The following is a 23,359-nucleotide window of genomic DNA, read 5'->3' on the forward strand; positions in this document are numbered from 1 at the left end:
ATTGTAAATATAGTCAACAAGAGGAAGCAGCAAGGTGACCCTTAAGGTTCGGCGGTTTTTTGCGATGACATCGCTTTGGCTGGTTGCTGGCACTATCTCAGGCTGCACACCCGAAAGCCAGCCTGATGCGGCGGCGGATCCAATTCGGTCCGGGACAGAGACCCTGGCCAGCGATCCCGGCGAAGCGCTTTATCAGCAACATTGTGCCGCCTGTCATGACAGTGATGCCGCGGTGGAAGCGCCCAGGCGTGCGGCGCTGAGCCTGCAGTCGAGGGATGCCATAATCACCGCACTGACCACGGGCGTGATGAAAGAGCAGGGTGCCGCTCTGACGGATTTGGAGAAACGGCTTGTGGCAGAATATACCGGTGGACCCACTGGCGAGGATGCATTGGCCAACGCCCATGCCAATAAGTGCGAGGGAAAGCTGGAACTGACATCCGCCCCTCTGTGGAACCGCTGGGGCAATAATCTGCGCAACTCCCGGTTCCAGACAGCAGAGCGGGCCGGAATAGGTCATGGCGATGCCCCGAAACTGAAGCTCAAATGGGCATTCGGCATCCCGGGCGGCGCGCGCGCAAGGTCGCAACCGGCGGTTACCAGGGAAGCGCTGTTCATGGGCAGCCAGCCCGGAATCATTTATGCGCTCGACAGCCGGACGGGCTGTGTCTGGTGGACTTACGAAGCGGAAGCCGAAGTCCGGAATGCTCCGACCATAAGGCTGGATGCCCGCGGAAGGCCCGAGCTGCTCTACTTCGGCGACTTTAACGCCACTGTCTATGCGGTGAAGGCCGGGACTGGCGAACTGGTCTGGAAAAAATCCGTGCGTGATCATCCGGCGGGCACGATAACCGGTTCCATCACCCATTATCAGGGACGATTATATGTTCCGATGTCCTCGACCGAAGTCGTCAGTGCGTTCAATCCGGAATATGAATGCTGTACATTCCGCGGCGGTTTGCTGGCGCTCGATGCCAGTGACGGGGAGCAGCTCTGGCGGTTCCATACCACAGATGAGCCCCGCGAAACCGGACAGAACAGCGTGGGCAAGGATCGTTTCGGTCCCTCCGGTGCCCCGATCTGGTCGACGCCCACCATCGATCGCAAGCGGAAGCTGATTTACGTGGGAACCGGAGAAAATTATTCCTCTCCGGCCAATGACAAGAGCGATTCCATCATCGCGCTCGACCTGGAGACAGGCACCGTCGAATGGATTACGCAGACAATTGAAGGGGATGCCTGGAACGGGGCTTGCGGAAGATTTGGATCGCAAGTCAATTGTCCGGAAGAAAATGGTCCGGATTTCGATTTCGGTGCGCCGCCGATACTGACAACGCTGGCAGACGGCAAAGACATCATCCTGGCCGGCCAGAAATCCGGGATGATCTATGCCATGGATCCGGATGATGGCGGCAAAATTCTGTGGCAGGTGCGCGCGGGCATGGGCGGCTTTAATGGCGGAGTTCACTGGGGCATGGCGAGCGATGGCAAGACCCTGTTTGTCGGCATTGCAGATACCCCGGGCAACGAATTTGCGGAAGGGCCGCCACGCCAGGGACTGCACGCCTATGACGCCAAAACGGGCGAGGCCCTGTGGAGCAGGCTGGAGCCCAATGTCTGCAAGGAACGGGAGCACAAATGCATGACCGCCTTGTCGGCACCACCGACCATCGCGGCCGGAGTCATATATGCGGGTGCGCTGAATGGTCTGCTCCGTGCTTACTCTGCCGCTGACGGGACGCCCCTCTGGAGCACGGACACCCGCCGGGAGTTTGCGACCGTCAATGGCGTCGCAGGACGTGGCGGCTCAATAGATTCTGCCGGCCCGGTGGTCGCCGGAGGCATGCTCTACGTGAACAGTGGCTATGACAAGTTTCGTCAGATTCCCGGGAATGTCCTGCTGGCGTTCGGGATCGACTGAGGAGAAGAAAATGCTGAGATCGCTTGTTGCCGGGGCTCTGGCTTCGATATTTCTTTTGTCCTGCATGTCACAGGCGCCCGCCGTACAGCCGGCTTCACAGGCGGCACAAAACTCATCCGATGGATTTTTCCGGCCGGCCTCGCTTGGCGATACGCGGCTGAAAGGAGTTCGCTTTCTCGGCAAAACCGTGTCCAGTATTGACCGCTCCCTCGACTTTTACCGAAAGTCTGTGCCGATGGAACTGGTGAGCCGTTACCGCATCCCGGCGGACGAATTGTATTTGCCGGCAATGCTGTCCGGTTCCCCGGGCGAAATCGAGGTCGCACTGGTTCGGACGCCAACGGTTTTTCTGCAGCTGGTCGACTTTGATCCGGATGCGGCAACGCCCCCCAATGCGAAGCCGGTCAATGAGGCGGGATACACCCATATCTGCTTCCAGTCGCCCAGCTCTGATTCCGCTTTCGACAAGTTCCGGAACGCTGGTTTGCAGCTGGTGTCGCGCGGAAGCGGTCTGATCGATCTGGGCGGTTATGGCGTGCGCTATTCCTATGGCCGCGATCCGGATGGCACAATGATCGAGAATGAAGTTGTCGACCGGCCGCGGCGCGGCGATGCCGCCTGGATCACCCATATCGGTGCCGCCACATTTGATGCCGACAGGATGACCGAATTCTACACGAAATTCATCGGCTATGGAGCTCGCCGGCGCGGGGAGTATTCCGGCAACCCGCGTATCGATGCGATTGCCGATATCGACAATCTGTCATTGAAGAGCTCGTGGTTTGTGGTCCGAAATCTGGAACTGGAATTCTGGGAATTTGTCAGTCCGGAGACCAGCCAGCGCCCGACACCGATGGTGGATCGGATTGGATACAGCATGAATGCCTTTGAGGTGACCGACGTTGATGCGGAAAAGGATCGGCTGGAAAAACTGGGTATCGAGATGATCGGGCCGGCAAAAACCAGCAAGGGCTGGAAGATCTTCTATGCTCGCGATCCGGACGGAAACATCATTTCGATCCAGCAGAATCTGTCCGCTCCGGAAGATCAGTCAATCGATGATCTGTTGTGGATCGATCCAACAGTGTTTTAAGTTTCCATGCGTTGTTGTAGAACCACCGGACCAACGACAAGGCGGAGTATCTGATGAACGATCCGACCCCGGTCAAGCGCCGTCGGCTCAGTCCGGAAAAGCGAAAGGAGCTGATCCTCGACCACACCGCCGAAATGATCGCGCGGGAAGGGGTGGCGGCCCTTTCGATGGACCGAATAGCCAAGGAAGCGGGAATCAGCAAATCGCTGGTCTACACCTATTACGACAATCTCACGGAATTGCTCCGGACGCTGCTGCGCCGGGAAATGAAACGTCTCCGCCAGCTGCAACAGCAGGAAGCGGAAGCTGCCGAAACCTTTGAACAGCTGGTGCGCGGCGTGACGCATCAATATCTGAAATATATCGAGGAGCGCGGTCTGATCATTGAGCGTTTGCAGACGGAACCGAGTGTCGCCGGAGGCAGTGATCCCACGCAGTTCAGCCGGGAGGCGGCGGTTGAATATCTGGCCGAGCTGGTCGAAACCAATTTTGATGTGCCCTATGAAATTGCACATGCCGCGACAGACATCTCCTTCGGGCTCCCGGCGACGGCCGGCGCCTATTATCTGCACCACAGCATGTCCCGCGAAGATATCGAGAATATTACCGTCACGATGATCCTGGGCACGTTTGCTGCACTGAAGAATGAGCATGGAATCAGGTTCAGGAAACTGAAGCGCCGCTGATTTCGCGGCGGTATGCCGGACCGCGGCAATTTCCTACATCGGGTGGATGCTGTGACCACCATCGAGCACGAGGCACTGGCCGGTCATGAAACGGCTTTCCGGGGAGGCGAGGAATACGGCCACGCCCTCCATGTCCTCGAGCGTACCATGCTGCCCTGACGCCGACCGCCGCTTGCATGCATCCTTGAATGTCTGAGGTGTCCGGGCCGACATTTCGGTTTCGATATAACCGGGCAATATCGCATTGGCCTGGATGCCTGCCTGTCCCAGTTCGAGGGCAAGGGACCGGATCAGACCGACAACCGCGGCTTTGGTGGTTGCATATCCGGCGCTCAACGGTGTGCCAACCAGCGCCGCGGCAGAAGACATGACAATCAGCTTGCCACCCTTTTGCTGCTCGAGCATGTGCCCGATCGCAGGCTGGAAGGTGTTGACGACGCTGTTGAGATTGAGATCAAGAACTGACTTCCAGGCGTGCTGATCAAGCTGGTGCAACATGCCCATGGGACCTGATCCTCCGGCATTGGCAAAACAGCTGTCAACATGACCAAAATTCTTGGTCGTTGCGGCAAAGGCCGATTGGCAGGCCTCGGCGTTCGTTACGTCACAGACAAATGCTTCAGCGTCCGCGCCCATTTCCCGCAATTCAGTGCAGGCAGATGCGTTTTTGGCGTCATCCCGTCCCCAGATCGCAATACTGGCGCCGGCTTTTGCAAGACCCTTGGCCATTGCAAGACCAAGTCCTCCGTTTCCGCCGGTCACGAGGGCAACATGGCCGGAAAGATCAAACATGTTTGTTCCGATAATCTGTTTCAAAGGGCGCTTCGGGGAGCGCGTGATAACCTCATGGATTATTCTTATTGTACAAAAAGTCAATAGTGATCTGGAGCCGTTTGCGACCGTGTTCGAGCGGAAGAGGACGCAGGCACGCGAAGTGGTCGGAAAATAGAGAAAAGCGGCCAAACGGTAGCAAAACCGAATTCGACAATTTCAGGAAGTTCGTTTCCGCAGTCCAGTCAGGATCGTCTGATTTTGTACAAGCGGAGAAGGTGGGCAGAGACAATCAGGACAGCTCCGGCCACAGTGGGTATAGTCTCTCCTATGCCGAACCGCTCGGCGAACAGTGCGGCGGTTATCAACAAACCACCGAGTCCGGCTGGAACGAGAAATTCAGGGACGCGAGAGGATGGCGAAGACAACACAACGCTGGTCGATGCCAGGATAGCCAGCACAGCCATCGACCAATGGACCCATTCCGCTTCCGCCACTGCTGCAAAAACAGGAGAAGAAATCGCCAGAACGGGCAGGGCAACGCAGTGCACCATACAGGCTGTGCTAAGCGCAATTGCTGCGCCATCTTTGTAGAAGGCTGACTGCATAGAGAAATCCATGAGATGATATAACATCGAGTTATTCAATCAATCCGATGGTGTCAACCGGCTTTCATCATCGTAAAGCCGAATTTTCTGCAGATCAGACAAATATCCGGACTAGCTGGGGCTGGCTGCTTTGAGCCGATAAAAAATACCGCTTTCATCCTGGCCGGTCAGTTCGAGAATACCGCTGACCACATGTACCTTCGTTTCATTGGTGGGAAAGGGAATGTCGGCTTCAATCTCGATAAACTGGTTGGGTGCGGCATGGAAATGGAACGGGCATCCCGGCGGGTAGGCGAGAAGAACGAAATTGGTCTGCTTGGGTGAGTTTTGCAGCGGCATCATCCAGCCGGCCACCTTGATCCGCTTTCCGGCCAGCGCTTTCACTCGGGGGGTGAAAACCGGCTTGGATACGATATAGCCATTTTTGTCCTTGCGAGTCTTCTCGCCGGTTGCCTCCAGGGTTTTCCATGACACACCGCCTTTCGGGGTCTTGGCGGGTTTCCAGATATCCTTGATTGCTGCCTTGCCACCATCCTGCATCGCGGCATGAAGCGTCGTGCCTGTGAGCGGCGTCATGCACAGACAGGCCGCCAGACCGATCTTGATCATGTTTCCCGGTTTTTCCATGTTCAGGTCCTTTCAAAAACTAACCGGCACGCGACAATATCGCGGCCGGGTCAACGCGCATCACCCGCAATGCCGGAATGATGGCAGCCACCATGCCGATGATCAGTACGGCAAGGATGATTAATCCTTCCTGAGAGACGGGTTGCCAAGCCGACAGTCCCAGATCGCGCATGGTTGCAAAGCTGTTTCTTGCCACAGTCAGCAGGCTATGGGCGAGAAGCCAGCCGAGTGCGGCGCCAGCGGCGGCAGTGACCAGTCCTTCGAGCAGAATTGTGCTGAACAGCTGCCTGCGGGTAGCGCCCATGACCCGCAACAGGGCCAGATCACCCTCACGGCTGCGGGCCATCGAGAACAGGGCAACGAAAATCGCGAGCCCGCCAATTGCGGCGAGCAACCAGGCAAAAATGCGCGCGCCTTCCAGACTGACGCCCAGCAGGCTCAGAAGTCTTGCCGTTTCCACCGCAGGCACCGCGGCCTGCATCTCGGTCTGCCGGTTGATCATGGCCGGAATGCGAATGGCACCGGATGCATTGCGATATGAGACCAGAAGGGCAGTCAATTCGGGCTGCAGTTCGGACTGTACACTCTGGAGCCGTGCGGTTTGCTGCGCATCTTCCTTGGCATGATCGTGACCATCATCGGCATGGCCATGCTCTCCGTGATGATCATGATCGGCATGATCGGCGTCTGAGCCATGGTCATGATCGTGGTCATGAGCAATCCCGTGAACATCCCATACGCTTTCGACCGACGTCAGGATCAGACGATCGATCACTGTACCCGTGGGGGCCAGGACTCCTACAGTTTCAAACGGCGCATGGTCGTGGCCCGTATCGGCGCCATCATCTGCAGAGAGGCCATGGCTGCCGATAAATTGCTGGCCAAGATCCGCACCTGTTTCGGCAGCAACGCTGGCACCCATGATCGCCTGCATTGGTGCTTCGAACATCGCACCCTGCGCGATTTCCGCCTGATGCAAGTCGAGAAACGTCTCATCCGTGCCGACGATCCTATATCCTTCAAAATTGTCTCCCAGCGCCAGCGGGATCACCCGCCCCGTCGCCGGATCGCCGCGCAACAGCTCGAGGCTGCTCAGCGGGATATTGCCGGTCGGCTGATCAATATGGAACACGCTGGACAGGATCAGCTGCAGTGGCGAGCCCTTGGCACCGACCACCAGGTCGACACCCTCGGCATCCTTTTCGAAACGTTTTTCGAATTGCGATCCGAATTGCAGCAGCAAAACGAGCATGGCCACGGATATCGCGAGCAGCAGGACGTTGAGGATCGTGGTCAGCGGCCGGTCCCGCAAATAGGCGATGGCCAGCGTCAGCATGACTTTAACTCACCCTGATCGAGCGCGTAGTTTTGCGGAAAAAAGTCGCCCAGCCTGTCATCATGTGTCGCGATCAACAAGCCGGCGCCCACGGTTTTCGCCATTTCGATTAGCAGTTCCGCCACTCGCCGGGTATTCTCACGATCAAGTGCGGAGGTCGGCTCATCGGCGATCAGAAGTTTCGGTGAAACCACGACCGCACGCGCAATTGCCGCGCGCTGCGCTTCACCCTGGCTGAGCTGGAACGGTCGCGCACCGGCGCGGTGCGATATGTCCAGACGATCGAGGCTTTCATCGATCAATCCGGAGTCCACCCGGCCGGTCTGGAGTTTTTGCGCCAGCTCCAGATTGGCGCGAAGCGACAGGGCGGACACCAGACGCAGCGTCTGGAAGACAATGCCGAGCGATGTCCGGCGAACCTCGTCGCTTTTCGCGGTTGAGTCGGGCGAAGCGATAACCTGATTGTCAATCGCGACACTTCCTTGGTCCGGTCGCTGCAGCCCGCAGATAATATTGAGGAGTGTCGACTTGCCGGATCCGGAGGGGCCCAGCAACAGTGCCTGTTCACCGTCCGACAGGGAAAAGGACACGCCCTTGAGAACTGCGGTCGTGCCGTAAGACTTTCCTATAGCGTCAACCTGTAGCTGCATGGGGGGTGCGAAATCCGGTTACTCTCAGACAAGCGATAAATCGGGAAGCTGTGTTCCCGGCAGATTAGAGATCAAGCGGATTGTCTTCCGCCGGCTCCTGTCCCGTATCTTCCATTTCGGAACCATCAGCATTGTCCGAATAATCGTCCTGACTGTCATAGAGATCGTCATTCTGATTGACAGACAGATCACCGGAACCGGCCTGCATGGCCAGGAATGGATTGAAGCGATGTGCGCCACCAAACATGCCATCCATGGCACAGGCCATGGCCGGCTGGGACATGGACAACATTGCAAGAAAACCTAGAAATACGCGCATAATCTGCTCCTTGGTCGAAATGATATAACAAATCATCAAGGGAGTCCAGCGGGGAGGGGCAGGAAACAGACGGTCGTCTCGCCAGATCATCAACTGGTTGCGGGTGCCCCGTTTTTCGTCGTTCCGCCTTCCAGGAAAACCGGCATTCGCCCGTGGATTCTGTTGGCGCCTGGTCCCCCGCCATGCCCACTCAGGTCTTGACTTTTATAACCTTTTCGACTCATCAAATAATGATATAACATATCCTGAATATCTGGAGCACCTCATCGAAATGTCCCTCGTCAAGTCAGATCCCTTTGTCTTGTCCTCCAGCAAGTCATGCCTGCAGGACATCGGTTCCGCTGACTGCAGCCTTGCGGTCTGGGAGCGGCCCGAACCACTGGATGCAGGCAGTTTGCTGGAAGGTGATCCGGAAAATCTGCGCATATCGGTGCCTGCCGATTGTCCGGCACCGGCCCTGCTTCAGGCGCTCGATACATGCCGTTTTCCGCAGGGAAGCGCCCGGCAGGAACTGGTGAAAGATGTCGTGATGCTTTGCGATGTGTTTCGTGAGCTGACATCGTGTCCGGTCATAGAAATCCGGCTGGAGTTGGTGACCGGCAACTCTTGCTGGAAATTCCATTGCGACTATGTCGAGATGCGCCTGATTACGACTTATGCGGGACGGGGCACTCAGTGGCTCGACCGGCGGAATGCGGACCGGCTGACCCGGGGACTCGATCCCGAGACCATCCACGAGTTGCGCCCTGGAGATGTCGGCCTGTTCAAGGGGCGTCTCGGCAATGGAGATCCGGCGATCCACCGCTCACCGCCGATTGAAGGAACCGGAGAACAAAGGCTGTTGCTGGTTCTGAACCCGGTAAACGATTGAACGGAGACGGCGTGGCAGTCGGCGGTCCGTTACGATCTACACTCCAGGGAAAACCCGGATGGTGCCGCTGGATGCAAAGCGGGATTAGGCAAGTTTCCTGTCGTCCCTTGCATTTCGTCATGTCGGCAAGCTAGTCTTGCCCTGTCCATCAGGAGATTGACGGGTGCTGGAGCAATTTGTCAGTGTTGTCGGCGGAGAGGCCAGTCTCTGGATTCTTGCCAGTGGTTATTTCGGACTGGTGTTGGCGGAACGTCTGTACTTCGTCTTTGCGCGGCCCGGAAAATATAACGACGCGGACGCGCTGTGCAGTATTGGCCTGAACCTGATGAACAGTGTTATCGGATTGATCATCGGTCTCGCTTTTCCGCTTGCCCTGTCGGTCTGGGCCTATGAAAATTTCCGGATATTCACCACCCATTCCTTGTGGCTCAGTCTCGCGATTGCCTTTCTGGCCCATGAGCTTGCCTATTACTGGGAGCATCGGCTGGGCCACCGCGTTGGCCTGTTCTGGGCCTTTCACTCGATCCATCATTCGTCCAACGAGTTCAATCATTCAACGGCCGCGCGCGGGTTTTTCCTGGATGGAAAATTGCAGGTAGTGGGCGCGATAACGGCATCCATGCTGGGCGTTTCGCCGGTCGTCTATCTGGCAATCGTGGTGGTGAAGAGTATCTTCGGGATCTGGAACCATGCCAGTTATGTCGGGGATCTGGGCTGGATGGAGCGGATCTTTGCCACGCCGCGAAATCACATGGTGCACCATGCCAATCAAAGCCAGTATATCGACAAGAATTTCTCCCAGGTCCTGATCCTTTGGGATCGCTGGTTCGGGACTTTTGAGGCCTATGACGAACCGCCTGTGGTCGGACTGGTGAAACCGGTGGATGACAATAATCCGCTGACCGCCCAGTTTGCCGGTTTCCGTCAGCTTTTCGAGCGCATGGCGGTTGCGGATCGCTGGACAGACAAGCTGGCCTATTTGTGGAAGCCACCGGAATGGTCACATGACGGTGTATGCCGCAGCGACTGCCCGAAATATCGCCTGGCCGTGCCGGTTTCCAAATAAGACCGGCTCTGCACTCCACTTCCGGCGGAAATGGACCAAAAGCGAGCATAATCCGGCCATGTCGCGCCAGACCAGGTTTGTGATTGGGCAGCGGGTTTTGGTCTAAACACCTCCCCCCGGTTACCCATCAATCAATCAGAATGCACTGATTCAGGAATATGAGGTTGCTGAACGAAATTCCGCTTTCGGGATTAAACAGCCACGACTCTAAAGTTCTCTTGTATTGACTCGAGCAGGAGAACCTCGGCTTCTGGCGGTAGAATTCAATTTGAATTTCGGTGAGACTCCAACGCGATTGAATGCCGAGGACGTTTGATGAATCAAAAAAAGCAGGCCGGACTGTCTCGAACGCCAGCCAACCTCTCTTGTTAAGGAACATTGGTTGCAGTGACCCGCACAAGTGCGAGTTTATTTCTGACTGGCCAATGGACAACCACGGAATCCATGTGCAGCCGATCAACTATCCCACGGTCCCGCGTGGCACAGAGCGGCTACGGTTGACCCTTTCACCCGTGCATGGCGATGACGACATCGACCGGCTGATCAGGACACTCAGCGAAATCTGGTCACAATGTGACCTGGTGCGCCGGGATATTGTGGTCTAGCAGAAACTAAGATGCACAAAAGACCAGGGCCGGGAATATCCCGGCCCTGGTCTTTTGGATATCTGTGATCAGATCATTGCGGATCTTTCAGATAGGCGATCACGTCTGCCCGAGCCTGCGCATCTGGCAGGCCAGCAAAGATCATCTTGGTCTTTGGAATGGTCCGCTGCGGATCTTCCAGATAAACGTACATTTGTTGTTCGGTCCAGGTGATGCCGCTGTTCGCGTTCGCCGGGGAATAGTTGAATCCTTGAACCAGTCCGGCTTCGCTGCCGACTATGCCAGCCAGGGAAGGCCCGATGCGATTAACACCTGGATCCGTAACATGACAGGTCCGGCACTGGGCAAATACCCGTTTTCCGGCTGCCGCATCTCCGGTCAGGCTGGCATAGGCGACGCCGTCTTCCGTGGCCATCGGATCATCCGTTGCGGCGGCTTCTTCAGGAGCGGCTTCCTCGGCGGCAGCTTCTTCAGCAGGCGCTTCCTCGGGAGCTGCGGCCTCTTCCGCCGGTGCTTCGGCGGACTCGGAACCACCACCTGAACACGCTGCGACCAATGCTGACATGGCGACGGCACCAACCAATGATTTCATCCTGACCATAGTCTCTCCATTCCTCCTATATTGACAAGATATTCAATATGTTACCTGCATAGCGCAGAATGGCCATTTTTGAAAGTGTCCATTGGCGTAGCGGCCCAACGTCCTGATATCTAGGTCACTTTTTCCATCATTGTTCTTCATCACCCGGTTTCGCAGAAAATGGACGAATCCCCAGATGATCAGAACGACCGGGAGGGTGATCGAATTTGGTTCTTATTTTGCAGGAACACAATCTGCTACCTGATCGGATCTCGGCGGCAGAAATTGCTGCTCTACCATCCAAAAATCATTGAAATATTGGTGAGCCCTGCTGGGTTCGAACCAGCGACCTACTGATTAAAAGTCAGTTGCTCTACCGACTGAGCTAAGGGCCCACAAACCGTCATGTGCTGCGGAAGCGTTTCCCTAGTGGGGCTTGGGCCTGTGGTCAAGCGGCTTTGCGGGATTTTTCTGTGATCCTGTCAGGAGCTGCGAAAGCGATTCAGGCGGTGCCGCAAATGGGTCAGGCGAAGGCCGGTTACCGGGTCTCGCCAGTCGGGGGCGATTGCGGCGGCAGGGCCGAGCACGAATGATCGCTCGCGCATTAGTGGATGGGGGATGGTAAGGGCAGGGCGGTCGCTCGACCAGAGGCCACCGCCCCACAAGATAATGTCGAGATCGAGCACCCGCCGGGACCAGTCCTGTCCCCGACGCGGGCCAAATTCGGCTTCGGTGGACTTCAGCAAGCCCAGCAATTCTGCAGGGTCAAGATCGGTGCGCGCGATAATGGCGGCGTTGGCATAGCGCCGGCTTGAAGGACCGACAGGCCGGGATCCAATAATCGGCGATACCGCCTCCACGACCAGGTCGCTGCGCTTCAATCGTGCGATCGCCTCCGCAATGATGGATCGGGGCGATCCGATTGCCGCGTGGCGCTGGTTTGAGCCCAGCGCAATGAGATAGTGGCTGGACGTCATGGCCTGAACGGGCGGATGTTTGATTTTGACACTGTTCCAACTAACTGTTTGAAGCCGGGAAAATCACTGGTATCACCAAGTTTCTTGCAGGGGAACCAGGAGAAACGCAATGGATGGCCTGAAAGCAAAGGCATCGCTGATCATGCTGGGCGCGCTGGCGCTGGCATCATGCGGTGCGAGCGAAGAAGAGGTGGAAGTCGGTGCAGACAGCATTGCCCGTGCGCAACTGGCCGGAGCTGACGGCAGCTCCTATGGCGAAGTGATTGTCGCCGAGGGCGACGGCGGACTGATCCTGCGGATTGACGCGACCGGGCTGACCCCGGGTGCCAAGGGCGTACATATTCATGCCGTCGGCCAGTGCGAAGGCCCGGATTTCACATCGGCTGGCGGGCACTGGAACCCCGAAGGGTCCGAACATGGCTTTGACAATCCCCGGGGCGCGCACAAGGGAGACATCGTGAATCTGGACGTCGGACCGGACGGAACCGGCATGCTGGAAAGCACGGTGGACGGCGCGACCCTGAAGGAAGGTCCCAACGCCCTGCTCGACGAAGATGGCGCGGCCTTTGTTGTCCACGAGGGGCCGGATGATTTTGTGACTGACCCGTCTGGCAATAGCGGCGCGCGGATTGCCTGCGGGGTTTTTGCGTTGCAGAAATACAGGGCGGCCGAATAACAGGAATGCAGTGACCGGCAGCACGACGACAGGGGCAGGTTTTGAGTAGTTGGCGTTTATGACAGTTTCGGTTCTTTTCGTGTGCCTCGGCAATATCTGCCGTTCGCCGCTGGCAGAGGTGGCTTTGCGCGAGGTCTGCGCCCGCAGCGGCGTCGCGATGATTGTGGATTCGGCGGGAACAGCCGACTGGCATGCCGGCCGGCCACCGGATGACCGCACCGTGGCCGTGGCTGCGCGAAACGGGGTGGAAGCGAGCCATCTGCGCGCCCGTCAGGTGCGTGTTTCCGATTTTCGGGACTTTGACCATATTATCGCGCTGGACAACCAGAACCTTTCGGATTTGCAGGCGCTTCGGCCAAAGGACGCCAGCGCGGAGCTGTCATTATTGCTCGACCATGTGAAGGGCAGGTCAGGGCAGGATGTCGATGATCCCTACTATGGAGATGACAGTGCCTTTGACCGGACCTGGCAGGAGGTTATGGCCGCGGCAGAAAATCTCGTCGCCCGCTTGCGCCAGGCCTAGGACAGCGAATCAGGTCTGGAAATTGCCGATCCTGTTCAGCGTGCTGTGTGGCCGGGTGTCGAGCCGTTCCAGATAGTTTTGCAAATGGTTGAAATCGTCGATCAGTCCCTGGCTTTGTCCCCATTTCACTGCAAAGCTGGCGATGATATCCGTGATTGTGAAGCGGTTCCCGACCAGATATTCGCGGTCCGCCAGGACGCTGTCCATCACCCGGGCCCCGCGCCGGAACAGCGCGCCGTTTTGTCGGAGATGCGCGCTGATCCGTTTTTCCTCCGGCAACACGCGACTGTTCATGTCGGTATTCCAGACCCAGCATTCCATTTCGGAAAGGGTGAAGCTGACCCACTGGTCATGTTCAGCCCGTGCCCAGCTGCCCGATGCGCCAACCAGTTGGTGTTCCGGCACCAGATCGGCGATGGCGGTGCAGATGGCAGCGGATTCAAACAGTGGCTTGCCGTTGATTTCGGCGGCGGGGACTTTCTTCAGCGGGTGAAAGGGTTTGAGCCGCTCGCTGCCGACCAGTGAAGGCCCTTCATCAACGGACGTGAACGGCAATCCGGCTTCCAGCAATGTCCAGCGGCAGCGTGCCGAGCGGGATGGACCATATTCATAGAGGGTAATGCTGGGTGCGGGATCAGCCATGGGCAGTTTCCATATTGGTTAACAAAAGATTATCCGCGATTCGATAGATAATATCTATCAGGCGGGAAGGATGTTTTCTTGCGAATGCATGCGGTTTCTCTTGAAAAATATGCGGAATCAACCGATATTATAGCTAATCGGGCCTTTTGGTGGCCCATCATTGAGGAGTAAGACAGTCATGGCTAACTGGCCAGATCCCAGAACAACAATCCAGGGTGCGCAGATCGGCACGACCACGACCCAGTCGGACGTCGCCTATGACGCCGGCCTGCGTTCCTACATGCTCAAGGTCTACAATTATATGGCGAGTGGCGTATTGCTGACCGGCATTGTGGCCATGCTGTTTGCAAGCTCGGGCATGGCAGCAGAGATCATGTTTGGCGGCGGACCGCTGAAATGGCTGATCATCCTGTCCCCGCTGGCCATCGTATTTGCGATGAGCTTCGGCCAGAACAAGTTTTCCACCACGGCATTGCAGGCCATGTTCTGGGGCTTCGCGACCCTGATGGGCCTGTCCATGTCGACGATCTTCCTGGTCTATACCGGAACATCGATAGCGCAGACATTCTTCGCCACTTCGGCGGCGTTTCTGGGTCTGAGCCTCTATGGCTACACGACCAAGAAAGACCTGTCCGGCTGGGGCAGTTTCCTGATCATGGGTGTCATCGGCCTGCTGGTGGCCATGGTCATCAACATCTTCCTGCAGTCGAGCATGATGCACCTCGTGATCAGCGCGATCGGTGTGCTCGTCTTTGCCGGTCTGACGGCCTATGACACGCAGCGGATCAAGAGCATGTATGCATATGTCGCCGGAACGGACATGGTCGGAAAGACCGTCGTTCTGAGCGCCCTGAGCCTCTATCTGGACTTCATCAACATGTTCCAGTTCCTGCTCAGCTTCATGGGCAGCCAGGAATAGGCGGAAATCTGCCGCTACTGGCGGTAGTACCGACAAAACAGAAAGCCCGGCGGGAAACCGCCGGGCTTTTCTTTTGGGCATTTGACCGATTCAGCCTTGTATTGGCTGGACAAGCGGAATCCTGACTCATAGGACAGAAAAATCGTGTTCTGGGAGAAGAGTTGATGCCCCGTTTTCGTCATTTGCGCCTGATTATAGCCACCGGTTCGCTAGCCGTGCTTGCTGCCTGCCAACAGGCGGCCCCGCCACCGCCGCCAGCGACCGCTCCGGTGGTACAGCCACAATATACACCGCGTGCCCCGACCCCGCCATTTGGCGCTTCCGCGACCACCATCGTGCCGACCGTTCGTGCGGATGGCCTGCGTCAGACGATCAATCGCGATATCGGGCCGTTGCAGACTTTGTGGCATGTGCGTGCTGCGCTGAATGTCGCGGCGTTGAGTTGCACGGCACCGCAATATGAGCGACTGGTCGATGACTATAATGCGTTCATCACCAACAACAAAAGCTTCCTGCGCAACGCCAATAACGCCATCATCCGCAAGTTCCGCCGGGACATTGGCAGCGGCTACAAGCAGGCGCATGACCAGCATATGACCAGGCTCTACAACTACTGGTCCTTCTCGCCCCTGCGTCGCCCCTTTTGTGATCAGGCCGTCGAGGTCAGTCAGCGGGCGATTGTCACCAAGAGTGACGATCTGACCGCATTCGGCGCCGAAGCGCTTGTCCAGCTCGAAAAACCGTTCAACGACTTCTATTCCGCTTTTGAGGAATATGAGCGCGATCTGGAAGCCTGGCGCGTCCAATATGGCGGCACCAGCCGCTAAGCTTTGCCGGTTCGGTCCGCGGTGACCGCGACCACCACGACCAAGCCAAAAAAAAAGGGCCAGATGGAACATGTCCATCTGGCCAGTTTTCTTTCAGCTTACGAGGATGAGAGAGAGGGCTGAAAGATCGGGGGATAGGGTTAGAATGGCAGGCGCAGACCCACGGACGATTTGTCACGTGCGGCGGGCCCGGTATCCGATTGCAACTCGCCGCGTACCGAACTGCTGATAAACTGTCCGGGAACAAGGGCGTCGACACCGCTGTCCTGTTCGGTCGACCGGTAGGCAAATTCCTCCGGAACGATCAGGCTGGCCAGACCGGGGCTATTGTCGGTCAGGTCAGGTGCGGTGATATTGGCAATGCGATATCCGGCCTGATACTGGCTTTCCATCGTTGCCATGAAACGGGGGCTTTGCTGGCTGTTCAGGGCAGCCAGATCAAAGCCGGAGACGGGGAGGTCTGCCGCCTGGTACGTAGGGGGCGTAACAGCAGCGGCTTCGATCATGCTGCTCGTGTCGATGGCCGAGTCGTCCGCGAGGGCTGGCGAACTGGTCAGTGCCATAAGGGTGGCAGCGGTCCATGCGATGGCTTTGGTCATGATGTCGTCCTTCCTTGGTTTCAGCGAGTGGGGGCTCGCTGGTCTCACAAGGCATTTCGACGCAATGGCGAGATTGGTTACAGGGACCGAAAAAATTTATCGAAAAAACATCTCAATAAGGAAAAACTGATCGGTCAGGCGGATCAGTTTTCGAGGTTTTCCGGCATCAGGGCAATGTCGATCGCCTTGGATGCCTTGTAGTTTTTGCGTTCCCTCAACCGTTCGGCATAGCCCGTGAAATTGTCGGTTTCCGGGAAGGTTTTGAACTGTAATCCCCAGTCCACCTGGGACCCGACATAGACATCGGCCATGGTGAAGCGGTCCCCGCAGACATAATCGCGGTCGGTCAGGGCGCCTTCCAGCACCTCCATGACCCGGTCGTAGCTGCCATAGCCCGCCATGCGCTGTTGCTCCGCGTCTGGTTCGAGCCCGAAATTCTTGTCGGTGATCGCCTGTTCCACCGGACCGGCCGTAAAAAACAGCCAGCGATAATAGTCGGCACGCTCTTCTGCCGTCGGCGCCAGACCGGCCGCCGGATAAGCCTCGGCCAGATAGGCACAGATCGCCGCGCATTCGGTGATCACCTTGCCGTTGTGCACAATGGCGGGGACTTTGCCCATCGGATTGATCGCGAGATATTCCTCGGCCTTCATCTCGGTGTCATAGGCGAGGATCTTCTGGTCATATTCCGCCCCGGCTTCGTGCAGGGCCCAACGGGCAATCTGGCCGCGGGACATGGGATTGGTGTAGAAGGTGACTGTCATGACGGGGGTTCCTCTCTCCGGATTGGGGAATGAGAACATATACAGAACAGAAAATTTGTCAATTTCCGATGCCGAATTTTTCCGGCGGGGCAGCGCTCAGAATCGGCAGCGGGCTCCGGCGCCGACCATGTGAATATCGGCAAAGGCTGCCGTCACCGTTCCGCCCGCATTGTCGGTGTCGCTCGAGATGGCGACGGATGTGATCCGGGCCTTGTCGGTCCGGAACTGTTTTTGAATATCGCGGGCGAGGTCATGGCGTTCCGTGATCCACTGCCCCGCCTGTGCAGAACCAGACTGGGCGACGATGATCCGGGCCTGTCCGGTGAAGACATTTTTGCGCGCCGTTCCGACGGGGAGGCGATTGTCCCAGACATAGTTGATCGCGCCATCCGGAATTTCGGCACCGCCGCGGGAGCGGGCAATGGCGAGTTTGGCGCGTGTGCCCAGCGACAATTTGCTGTTCGGCAGATCGAGGCCGACATAGACGCGGGCCGCCTGATCGTCGCCGGACTTTTTGGTGATATCGGCGTTTTTGACCACATTGCTGACTCGCCAGCGCCAGCATAGGACAGGCGTCTTTTTCAGGTCGACCATGACAGGTCTTGTGAACAGCGCCATGCTGTTGCGAGCATGGGCCTCGACTGCTGGAACTCCGTCTATTGTCTTGCGGGCAAAGCGTGTTGCCGGGACTTTCCGGTCGATCTGAACGGCGCGCCAGCCCTGTGTACCCACATCAAAGCGGCTGATCTGCTGGAGCGGTTCTGCGAGCGCGTCCGGGGCTGAACCCATGCTGAGCGACAGGGCGATGACGACGCGGACAGTCAGAGGAGGAGAGGGCCATTTCATCACGCTATCGGGTCCGGTTCAGCCGCCAGTCGTAGCTCAGATAGGAGATTCGGGTCTTTCCCGACCGGAGTGCGGCCTGCTGCGCTTTTGTCATTCCGAGTGCATTGGCATAGATGGCGAGAAACTGGTGCAGGTTGTTTGCCCCGCGCCAGCCTTTCTCAAAGTCTCCACGATACCATTTGAAAATGCTGGACACTTCCAGTCGGCCATTTTTGAGGCGATTGCGGCTGCGGTCGCGGAGAAAGGATTTGGTGACGGCATTAAGCTGTGCGGAAAGATTGGAGCCGCGATAGGCGGTGCGGGCAAGGGCGGGGCAACCAATGCTTGCACAATTGACCGCGAAATGGATGCGCGGCTCGTTATATTTGCCGCTGCCGCGGATCATGCCATGCTCGATATCGTCCAGCGAAACGGTCTTTCCGAGCAGCGGGATGAAGGACTTCTTCCAGGGGGAGCGCAGCAGCGAGCCGAGATCCCTGATCGACTTCAGATCCGGATATTTTGTCAGGATCAGTTCCACGGTCCAGGCATTATAGGCGTTGATCAGAAAGGCGAGCTGATCATCATTGGACCACCGGTTGAACTGGCTTTGCTTCACGGCGGACAAACCATTGAGATAGGCCTTGAGTTTGGCCCGATCGGTCTGGAACTTCCTGTAGTTGACCTGAGTCGAGGCACCGCCGCCGATCGAGACGACATTGCGTTTGAGCAAGGCATCCCAGGCGGAATGGTCATGTGCCGCGAGAGCCGGGAATGACAATGTCAGGACCGCAATGGCCAAAAACAGACGCATGAGCATGAAGAAACCTCCGCCGGATGATATGCTCCGGTTCGAAGGACGGGCGGAAAAGGTTACAGCAGCCCGCTAGCTCTGCTTTCCATATCTGGCTTCGATCTGGCGCAGGAACTCGGCCAGCGACCGTTCGGGAACCGGGTGATAGGTCTGGCCGGTTCGCTCCATGCCGGATATGCGGTCGAGCCGGAACATGCGAAAATCCTCGCGCAATTCGCACCAGGCGACGAGGGTCCAGACCTTGCCCCAGAACCACAGGCCGAGTGGCTGGACAGTGCGTCTGGTCGCGACATCTTCGGCATCGCGATAGTCAAAGGCGAGGATGGCCCGGGAATCCACCGCGGCTTCGCATCGATCGATCATCGTGCGGGTTTCATCGGCGAGACCCATTTGGGGAGAAAAGACGGTGGCTCCGGCGACGCGCGCCCGTTCCGGTTCGGGCAGCACGGTTTCGATCTTGACCAGTGCTTCTTCGGCGGCTGCGATCATCGCGGTTCCGCCCCAAGCCTTGACCATGCGGGCGCCGGTGACAAGCGCGACAATTTCCTCGCGAGTAAACATCAGGGGTGGCAGGTCAAAGCCGCTCCGCATCACATAGCCGATCCCGGCCTCGCCATCGATCGGTACTCCGGTTGACTGGAGATCGGCAATGTCGCGATAGATCGTCCTTTCCGACACTTCCAGCCGTTCGGCCAGGGAGGCTGCAGTGACAAGCCGACCGCCGCGCAGATACTGGACGATCTGGAACAGGCGGTCGGCTCTGCGCATCAGTCGTTATATCGGAACAGCGCTATCGAATTGCCTTCCGTATCCCTGGCGTAAAAGAATTTGGCCATGGGCAGGGGGATATCGTCGGAGACAATTTCTCCGCCCGCGCCCGTGATGCGCTCTCTTGCCGCATCCAGTTCGCCGCTTACCGAGAAATGCGGAGTGGAGCCATCGCCTGCTGTTGCCGGCTTGCCCTCATAGAGGTGGCCACACATGGTTTCGCCCTTGCTCGGGATCATGTGGATGGTCTGCGGTCCGTTGTCATCGGTCACGAGCGTGGTTTCGAGCACCGTCTCGTAAAAGGTCTTCGCCCGGTTCAGGTCAGTGGCCGGGAGTTCCACCCAGACGAGGCGATCGCGTTCCGTGTCAGTCATCATCTTGTTCCTTTTTCCTGTTGAACAAGCGGATGATTATCATACCCCTCCTGACAGCATATTGTCAGGAGTGTTCTCCGGGCAGCCGTTTTTTGATTAGCTTCGCGTTCCGATGATGGAAAAATGGGCGCCTTGCGGGTCAAAGCCGCCGACCGTGAAATCGCCACCGGGAATTTCCATGGGATCGGTCAGCGTCTGTCCCCCCTTGGCCCTGATCGTTTCCACCGCCTTGTCGATGTCGGGCACGCGGAAATAGAATGTCCAGGCGGAAATCGGGAAGTCATCCGGCTTTTGCATGATGCCGCCCAAACCATAGCCATGGTCGAGCAGGTGATATGTGCCCATCGGCCCCATGTCCATTTCCGAGGCCTTGGTCCAGCCAAACTGACCACCATAAAAGGCGAGGGCGCCTGCCGGGTCGCTGGTCATGAGTTCGTTCCAGGCACAATGGCCGACCCTGGGCTCGGTCTTGGCAAAGCTGTGGCTTTCCTCGCCGGACGTGTCCTGCATGACATAGAAATAGGCACCGGCCGGATCCGTCACCATCGCAAATTGACCGATACCGGGGATATCGGTTGGCGGGATATGGATGGAACCGCCGGCCGCGGAAATTCCTGCAACGCTTTTGCCAATATCATCAACGCCGACATATCCCATCCAGGCCGGCTGTGCGCCATTGGCTTTCATCTCTTCGGTCAACGGCAACATGCCGCCAACCTGGATGCCGTCGGCGGAAAACAGATGATAGGGCATGCCCGGCTGGCCTTCGGATTCCTCCCAGGTCCATCCGGTCAGCGCGCTGTAAAAATCCTGTGCGGCAGCCACATCACTGGTGGTCAGCTCATACCAGGTGAAATCACCATGTTTGTCAGCCATGATCAGTCCTTTCGGCCGAGCGTGTAAATCGGTGTGAACCCGCCCCAGATGAGGCGCTTGTCAGCGAACGGCATCTCTTCCGGCGGTTCCATCTCTTCGTTTTCCTGCATGTCCTTTTCGGCTTTTTCACAGGTTTCCTTGTCGGGCCAGACGACCCAGGAAAAGACGATATGTTCGCCTTCTTCCGCTTTTACGGCCTTGCGGAAATCCGTGTGCTCGCCATCGCGCACGTCGTCTTCGAAAGTCTCGACAATCTCGATCGCACCGTATTTCGCAAACATTTCGCCCGCTTGCTTGGCCATGGCGCGATAGGCCTCTTTCTTGCCCGGCAGGACAGGCACGATATATCCCTGAATGTACATAATCCATCTCCTTCGGCGGCGGACAATAACATTTCAGCGGGACGATTTACAGATCCACAAAAAAAAGCGGCGTGAGACCAGTCACGAACGGGCAGCTAGCTTAGCTGCCAGCCGCCACCGGCGATGGCATGGAAATCTCTTGTACGAATTGGCAAATCCAGTTCCATTATGCTGGAGAGCCTGCTGATTTCGTGTCCGACCAAATCATCGAAGTTCTTGTCGTTGTCCTTTATCAGTTCGGAAGCAGCTTGATCCACTGTGCTGAGTAGTTTCGCAACATCCTCCTTTTGGAAGCGGGATGCACGATTCTCCTCAAGACCAAACTGTGCGAGGAATATTGCAATATCTGTGTTCTTGATTTCATCCGCAGATTTGGCTTCTCCAATATTGAAGGCGAGTTCGTGCGTATATTCACTGCTCAACAGGATCGGGAGCAAGTCATAAATCGGAGCCAGGCGAGGTACAGAACCTTGATCATAAAGGAGCGCATGATTTTTGCCGTGATTGTCGTTGTTGCCAATGGCTAGGTTGAAAAAGGTAGTGAGCAGGAAGTTTCGGATTGCCAATGCTGGTTGTGCGGATTTTTTGAGAATGGAACGGACGACTGCGGAATTGAACTTAAGTCGATCGTTCCCCCGGCGCTCATATTTTAGATCATGCGGCAAGCCGGCTGCTTGCATGAAATCTTCCTGGTGAATTCGCGTTACCAGGCCGTTTTTGGAAATGCGGCGATCAAAGCGTTGAATGAGCAGTGTTTTATGAGCCCCAATTGAAAGTACATCGGGAACAACAACGTCAAGGCCTGCGCTTTTGGCAAGCATCGCCGAGATTTGCTCTCTTTTGGCGTCGTTGTAGTCGGCAATTGAAGGAACTTTCAATATGTGTGTGGTTGGTACACCGAGGCCCGGTTTGGGCATCGAAAATGTTCCGTCGCCATGAGCGCAAATCGCAATTTTGTTCTGTACACCTGCAAGGGGAGACGGATCTCGAACTGCTTCCGGCAATGGCTCCTTGTTGGCCAATCGATCCACAATCTCCACCAGAAGGCCTTGGTCGAGATTCTCGTAATCCTCCGCAAGATTTCCTGGAACCTTCACTGGATCGGCATTAAGCGGCAGGCAAGATATTGCGCCCGGGCAATCCGCTCCAAGATGTTCAAGTAGCCCCACAATATCCTCACGACCCAGCCTGTGCCGGTTCAAGACTTGATCAAGCTGGTCGTTTTCCTGAATGAGATTGCCAAAATAGGCACGGGTGGCGAAATCATTATAGGCTGTGGATGAGATAGGAAGTGAAAGACTGAGTGGTAGTGTTGTTCCTGAAGCAATATAGTCTTCATCATACAGAAAACTCGTCACACCATGATCATCTCTCCGCAAATACCCAAGCGGGGTTGGGACTTCTTCCAGTCGCACCTGAAGAGCAAGCATCAGTTGTTCCGAGGCTTTGCGAAAAGGTCGATACCTGCGGCAGCACAGCAAGCCAGGACAAGGCCGATTTCCAGACTTTCCTTGCCATTTTCCAACTCTGACACAAATCGCCTGCCAACACCGGCGGTATCGGCAAATTGTTGCTGGTTGAGCTTCATCGCCTTGCGCGCTGTACGGATGCGCTTTCCAAGCTCACCAACATTGTTAAAATGAAAATTGTCGAGTTTGCGTTGAGCGAATTCCTGGCCGGATTTGTAGCCATTTTTATAAATGCCATCCACGTCACTTTGTGCGGCGGGCAGAGTAGTTGGCAATGCATGTGCCAATTTTTCGGCAATTTCTTGATCCCTATATGTCAGGCCTGCCCTTTTTTTTAGATCTTCAATTTCTCCAAGTTTTCCAACGGTTTTATCGAAATGGTCGGATTCGGATAAACCGCGGGCCAAATTGCTGAGTCTCGTGGAGCCCAATGGAGCAAGGATCTTCTCAATTTCATTCTGAATTGTTTCATTATGAATTCGTAGCTCTGCGATTTCGTTCAATGCTTTTTCGGCAGGACTGCGGTGACTTGGAAGTCCACCCATTGCTTTTCGCAAACGGTTTGATGGGGAATCAAAATCTGACATAATGCACCTTTACGGGATCATTATAGGTAAATTCCAGAAAAAGTCAATACTTTGATCCTTAACGGGAACAAATTATTAGGGAGTCTCCAAAATCTGTTGTAATGCTCCTGAACAGTAGCAAAAGTGATGCATAGCTCCAAAATCCATTAAAATGCTCCCGTACACGTGCAAAAAAGCGGCGTGAGACCAGTCACGCCGCTTTAAATGTTCGAGGGGTCGCTGAC

The 23,359-nt window shown here is 56.5% G+C and carries 28 protein-coding genes, 1 tRNA gene and 1 pseudogene; 10 read left to right on the forward strand and 20 right to left on the reverse strand.

Features of this window, described 5'->3' with window-relative positions; genetic code table 11:
• The first annotated feature begins 34 nt into the window (after positions 1-34).
• Genes BUQ90_RS09685 through BUQ90_RS09695 form a run of 3 tightly spaced genes read left to right on the forward strand, consistent with a single transcriptional unit; the run spans position 35 to position 3,700 of the window.
• Entirely contained in the window at positions 35-1,921 is a 1,887-nt protein-coding gene (locus tag BUQ90_RS09685; RefSeq protein WP_143182824.1) for an outer membrane protein assembly factor BamB family protein, read from the forward strand.
• A gap of 10 nt (positions 1,922-1,931) precedes the next feature.
• The gene (locus tag BUQ90_RS09690; RefSeq protein WP_074205044.1) at positions 1,932-3,014 is read left to right on the forward strand and encodes a VOC family protein; all 1,083 of its coding nucleotides are present in this window, start codon (positions 1,932-1,934) and stop codon (positions 3,012-3,014) included.
• A gap of 53 nt (positions 3,015-3,067) precedes the next feature.
• Positions 3,068-3,700: a TetR/AcrR family transcriptional regulator gene (locus BUQ90_RS09695; protein WP_074205045.1), complete on the forward strand. Its 633-nt coding sequence runs from the start codon at positions 3,068-3,070 to the stop codon at positions 3,698-3,700.
• Between the two features lie 33 nt (positions 3,701-3,733).
• On the opposite strand, the gene BUQ90_RS09700 is transcribed toward BUQ90_RS09695, so the two are convergent.
• The 6 genes from BUQ90_RS09700 to BUQ90_RS09725 form a co-directional block, all read right to left on the reverse strand.
• Positions 3,734-4,492: an SDR family NAD(P)-dependent oxidoreductase gene (locus BUQ90_RS09700; RefSeq protein ID WP_074205046.1), complete on the reverse strand. Its 759-nt coding sequence runs from the start codon at positions 4,490-4,492 to the stop codon at positions 3,734-3,736.
• Between the two features lie 224 nt (positions 4,493-4,716).
• On the reverse strand, positions 4,717-5,106 hold the full coding sequence (locus tag BUQ90_RS17990; protein WP_084192655.1) for a MerC domain-containing protein: 390 nt from the start codon (positions 5,104-5,106) through the stop codon (positions 4,717-4,719).
• Positions 5,107-5,190: 84 nt separating this feature from the next.
• Positions 5,191-5,706: a DUF3299 domain-containing protein gene (locus BUQ90_RS09710; protein ID WP_239447405.1), complete on the reverse strand. Its 516-nt coding sequence runs from the start codon at positions 5,704-5,706 to the stop codon at positions 5,191-5,193.
• A 19-nt stretch (positions 5,707-5,725) separates the two neighbouring features.
• Positions 5,726-7,042, reverse strand: a complete 1,317-nt coding sequence (locus BUQ90_RS09715) for an FtsX-like permease family protein (protein WP_074205047.1) — start codon at positions 7,040-7,042, stop codon at positions 5,726-5,728.
• Positions 7,036-7,692 (reverse strand): ABC transporter ATP-binding protein, encoded by a 657-nt coding sequence (locus BUQ90_RS09720; protein WP_074205048.1) that lies wholly within the window; start codon positions 7,690-7,692, stop codon positions 7,036-7,038. The genes BUQ90_RS09715 and BUQ90_RS09720 overlap by 7 nt, the downstream gene beginning before the upstream one ends.
• A gap of 64 nt (positions 7,693-7,756) precedes the next feature.
• Positions 7,757-8,011: a hypothetical protein gene (locus BUQ90_RS09725; protein WP_143182826.1), complete on the reverse strand. Its 255-nt coding sequence runs from the start codon at positions 8,009-8,011 to the stop codon at positions 7,757-7,759.
• A gap of 271 nt (positions 8,012-8,282) precedes the next feature.
• Between BUQ90_RS09725 and BUQ90_RS09730 the strand changes: the two genes are divergently transcribed.
• From BUQ90_RS09730 to BUQ90_RS09740, 3 genes and pseudogenes are all read left to right on the forward strand, one after another.
• Positions 8,283-8,882, forward strand: coding sequence for a DUF1826 domain-containing protein (locus tag BUQ90_RS09730; protein ID WP_074205050.1), 600 nt, complete (start codon positions 8,283-8,285; stop codon positions 8,880-8,882).
• A gap of 163 nt (positions 8,883-9,045) precedes the next feature.
• Positions 9,046-9,948 carry a sterol desaturase family protein gene (locus BUQ90_RS09735; protein ID WP_074205051.1) on the forward strand — a complete coding sequence of 301 codons (903 nt, stop codon included), beginning with the start codon at positions 9,046-9,048 and terminating at the stop codon, positions 9,946-9,948.
• Between the two features lie 389 nt (positions 9,949-10,337).
• A pseudogene (locus BUQ90_RS09740) lies at positions 10,338-10,553 on the forward strand (5-aminolevulinate synthase); the annotation flags it as partial.
• Between the two features lie 73 nt (positions 10,554-10,626).
• Here the strand turns inward: BUQ90_RS09740 and BUQ90_RS09745 are convergent.
• The 3 genes from BUQ90_RS09745 to folK all read right to left on the reverse strand — a co-directional run bounded on the left by BUQ90_RS09745 (position 10,627) and on the right by folK (position 12,110).
• The gene (locus BUQ90_RS09745) at positions 10,627-11,145 is read right to left on the reverse strand and encodes a c-type cytochrome (protein WP_074206330.1); all 519 of its coding nucleotides are present in this window, start codon (positions 11,143-11,145) and stop codon (positions 10,627-10,629) included.
• Between the two features lie 307 nt (positions 11,146-11,452).
• Positions 11,453-11,528: transfer RNA gene (locus BUQ90_RS09750), tRNA-Lys, on the reverse strand.
• Positions 11,529-11,615: 87 nt separating this feature from the next.
• Entirely contained in the window at positions 11,616-12,110 is a 495-nt protein-coding gene (folK, locus tag BUQ90_RS09755) for a 2-amino-4-hydroxy-6-hydroxymethyldihydropteridine diphosphokinase (protein ID WP_074205052.1), read from the reverse strand.
• Between the two features lie 259 nt (positions 12,111-12,369).
• Between folK and BUQ90_RS09760 the strand changes: the two genes are divergently transcribed.
• A complete protein-coding gene (locus BUQ90_RS09760) occupies positions 12,370-12,786 on the forward strand; it encodes a superoxide dismutase family protein (RefSeq protein WP_420812013.1) in 417 nt (138 codons plus the stop codon).
• 58 nt (positions 12,787-12,844) lie between these two features.
• Positions 12,845-13,309 (forward strand): low molecular weight protein-tyrosine-phosphatase, encoded by a 465-nt coding sequence (locus BUQ90_RS09765; RefSeq protein WP_074205054.1) that lies wholly within the window; start codon positions 12,845-12,847, stop codon positions 13,307-13,309.
• A gap of 9 nt (positions 13,310-13,318) precedes the next feature.
• On the opposite strand, the gene BUQ90_RS09770 is transcribed toward BUQ90_RS09765, so the two are convergent.
• Positions 13,319-13,951, reverse strand: a complete 633-nt coding sequence (locus BUQ90_RS09770) for a glutathione S-transferase family protein (protein ID WP_074205055.1) — start codon at positions 13,949-13,951, stop codon at positions 13,319-13,321.
• A gap of 178 nt (positions 13,952-14,129) precedes the next feature.
• Here BUQ90_RS09770 and BUQ90_RS09775 point away from each other — a divergent pair, with 178 nt between their 5' ends.
• Both BUQ90_RS09775 and BUQ90_RS09780 read left to right on the forward strand, forming a co-directional pair.
• On the forward strand, positions 14,130-14,870 hold the full coding sequence (locus BUQ90_RS09775; RefSeq protein ID WP_074205056.1) for a Bax inhibitor-1/YccA family protein: 741 nt from the start codon (positions 14,130-14,132) through the stop codon (positions 14,868-14,870).
• A gap of 164 nt (positions 14,871-15,034) precedes the next feature.
• On the forward strand, positions 15,035-15,697 hold the full coding sequence (locus tag BUQ90_RS09780; protein WP_074205057.1) for a hypothetical protein: 663 nt from the start codon (positions 15,035-15,037) through the stop codon (positions 15,695-15,697).
• 140 nt (positions 15,698-15,837) lie between these two features.
• Here BUQ90_RS09780 and BUQ90_RS09785 read toward each other — a convergent pair whose 3' ends face one another.
• The 10 genes from BUQ90_RS09785 to BUQ90_RS17475 form a co-directional block, all read right to left on the reverse strand.
• Positions 15,838-16,296 (reverse strand): hypothetical protein, encoded by a 459-nt coding sequence (locus BUQ90_RS09785; protein ID WP_074205058.1) that lies wholly within the window; start codon positions 16,294-16,296, stop codon positions 15,838-15,840.
• Positions 16,297-16,439: 143 nt separating this feature from the next.
• Positions 16,440-17,060, reverse strand: a complete 621-nt coding sequence (locus BUQ90_RS09790; RefSeq protein ID WP_074205059.1) for a glutathione S-transferase family protein — start codon at positions 17,058-17,060, stop codon at positions 16,440-16,442.
• Between the two features lie 96 nt (positions 17,061-17,156).
• Positions 17,157-17,906 carry a DUF3047 domain-containing protein gene (locus BUQ90_RS09795; RefSeq protein ID WP_074205060.1) on the reverse strand — a complete coding sequence of 250 codons (750 nt, stop codon included), beginning with the start codon at positions 17,904-17,906 and terminating at the stop codon, positions 17,157-17,159.
• 4 nt (positions 17,907-17,910) lie between these two features.
• Positions 17,911-18,705, reverse strand: coding sequence for a DUF547 domain-containing protein (locus tag BUQ90_RS09800; RefSeq protein ID WP_074205061.1), 795 nt, complete (start codon positions 18,703-18,705; stop codon positions 17,911-17,913).
• Positions 18,706-18,771: 66 nt separating this feature from the next.
• A complete protein-coding gene (locus BUQ90_RS09805; protein ID WP_074205062.1) occupies positions 18,772-19,467 on the reverse strand; it encodes a helix-turn-helix transcriptional regulator in 696 nt (231 codons plus the stop codon).
• Positions 19,467-19,841 carry a VOC family protein gene (locus BUQ90_RS09810; RefSeq protein WP_074206331.1) on the reverse strand — a complete coding sequence of 125 codons (375 nt, stop codon included), beginning with the start codon at positions 19,839-19,841 and terminating at the stop codon, positions 19,467-19,469. The genes BUQ90_RS09805 and BUQ90_RS09810 overlap by 1 nt, the downstream gene beginning before the upstream one ends.
• A gap of 96 nt (positions 19,842-19,937) precedes the next feature.
• On the reverse strand, positions 19,938-20,717 hold the full coding sequence (locus BUQ90_RS09815; RefSeq protein WP_074205063.1) for a VOC family protein: 780 nt from the start codon (positions 20,715-20,717) through the stop codon (positions 19,938-19,940).
• A gap of 2 nt (positions 20,718-20,719) precedes the next feature.
• A complete protein-coding gene (locus BUQ90_RS09820; protein WP_074205064.1) occupies positions 20,720-21,079 on the reverse strand; it encodes a DUF1428 domain-containing protein in 360 nt (119 codons plus the stop codon).
• 95 nt (positions 21,080-21,174) lie between these two features.
• A complete protein-coding gene (locus BUQ90_RS09825) occupies positions 21,175-22,509 on the reverse strand; it encodes a HipA domain-containing protein (protein WP_074205065.1) in 1,335 nt (444 codons plus the stop codon).
• Positions 22,509-23,135 (reverse strand): helix-turn-helix transcriptional regulator, encoded by a 627-nt coding sequence (locus BUQ90_RS17475; RefSeq protein ID WP_084192657.1) that lies wholly within the window; start codon positions 23,133-23,135, stop codon positions 22,509-22,511. Before BUQ90_RS17475 ends, BUQ90_RS09825 begins: the two co-directional genes overlap by 1 nt.
• Positions 23,136-23,359 lie beyond the last annotated feature (224 nt).

The sequence above is a fragment of the Parasphingorhabdus marina DSM 22363 genome (assembly GCF_900128895.1).
Lineage (GTDB): Bacteria > Pseudomonadota > Alphaproteobacteria > Sphingomonadales > Sphingomonadaceae > Parasphingorhabdus > Parasphingorhabdus marina.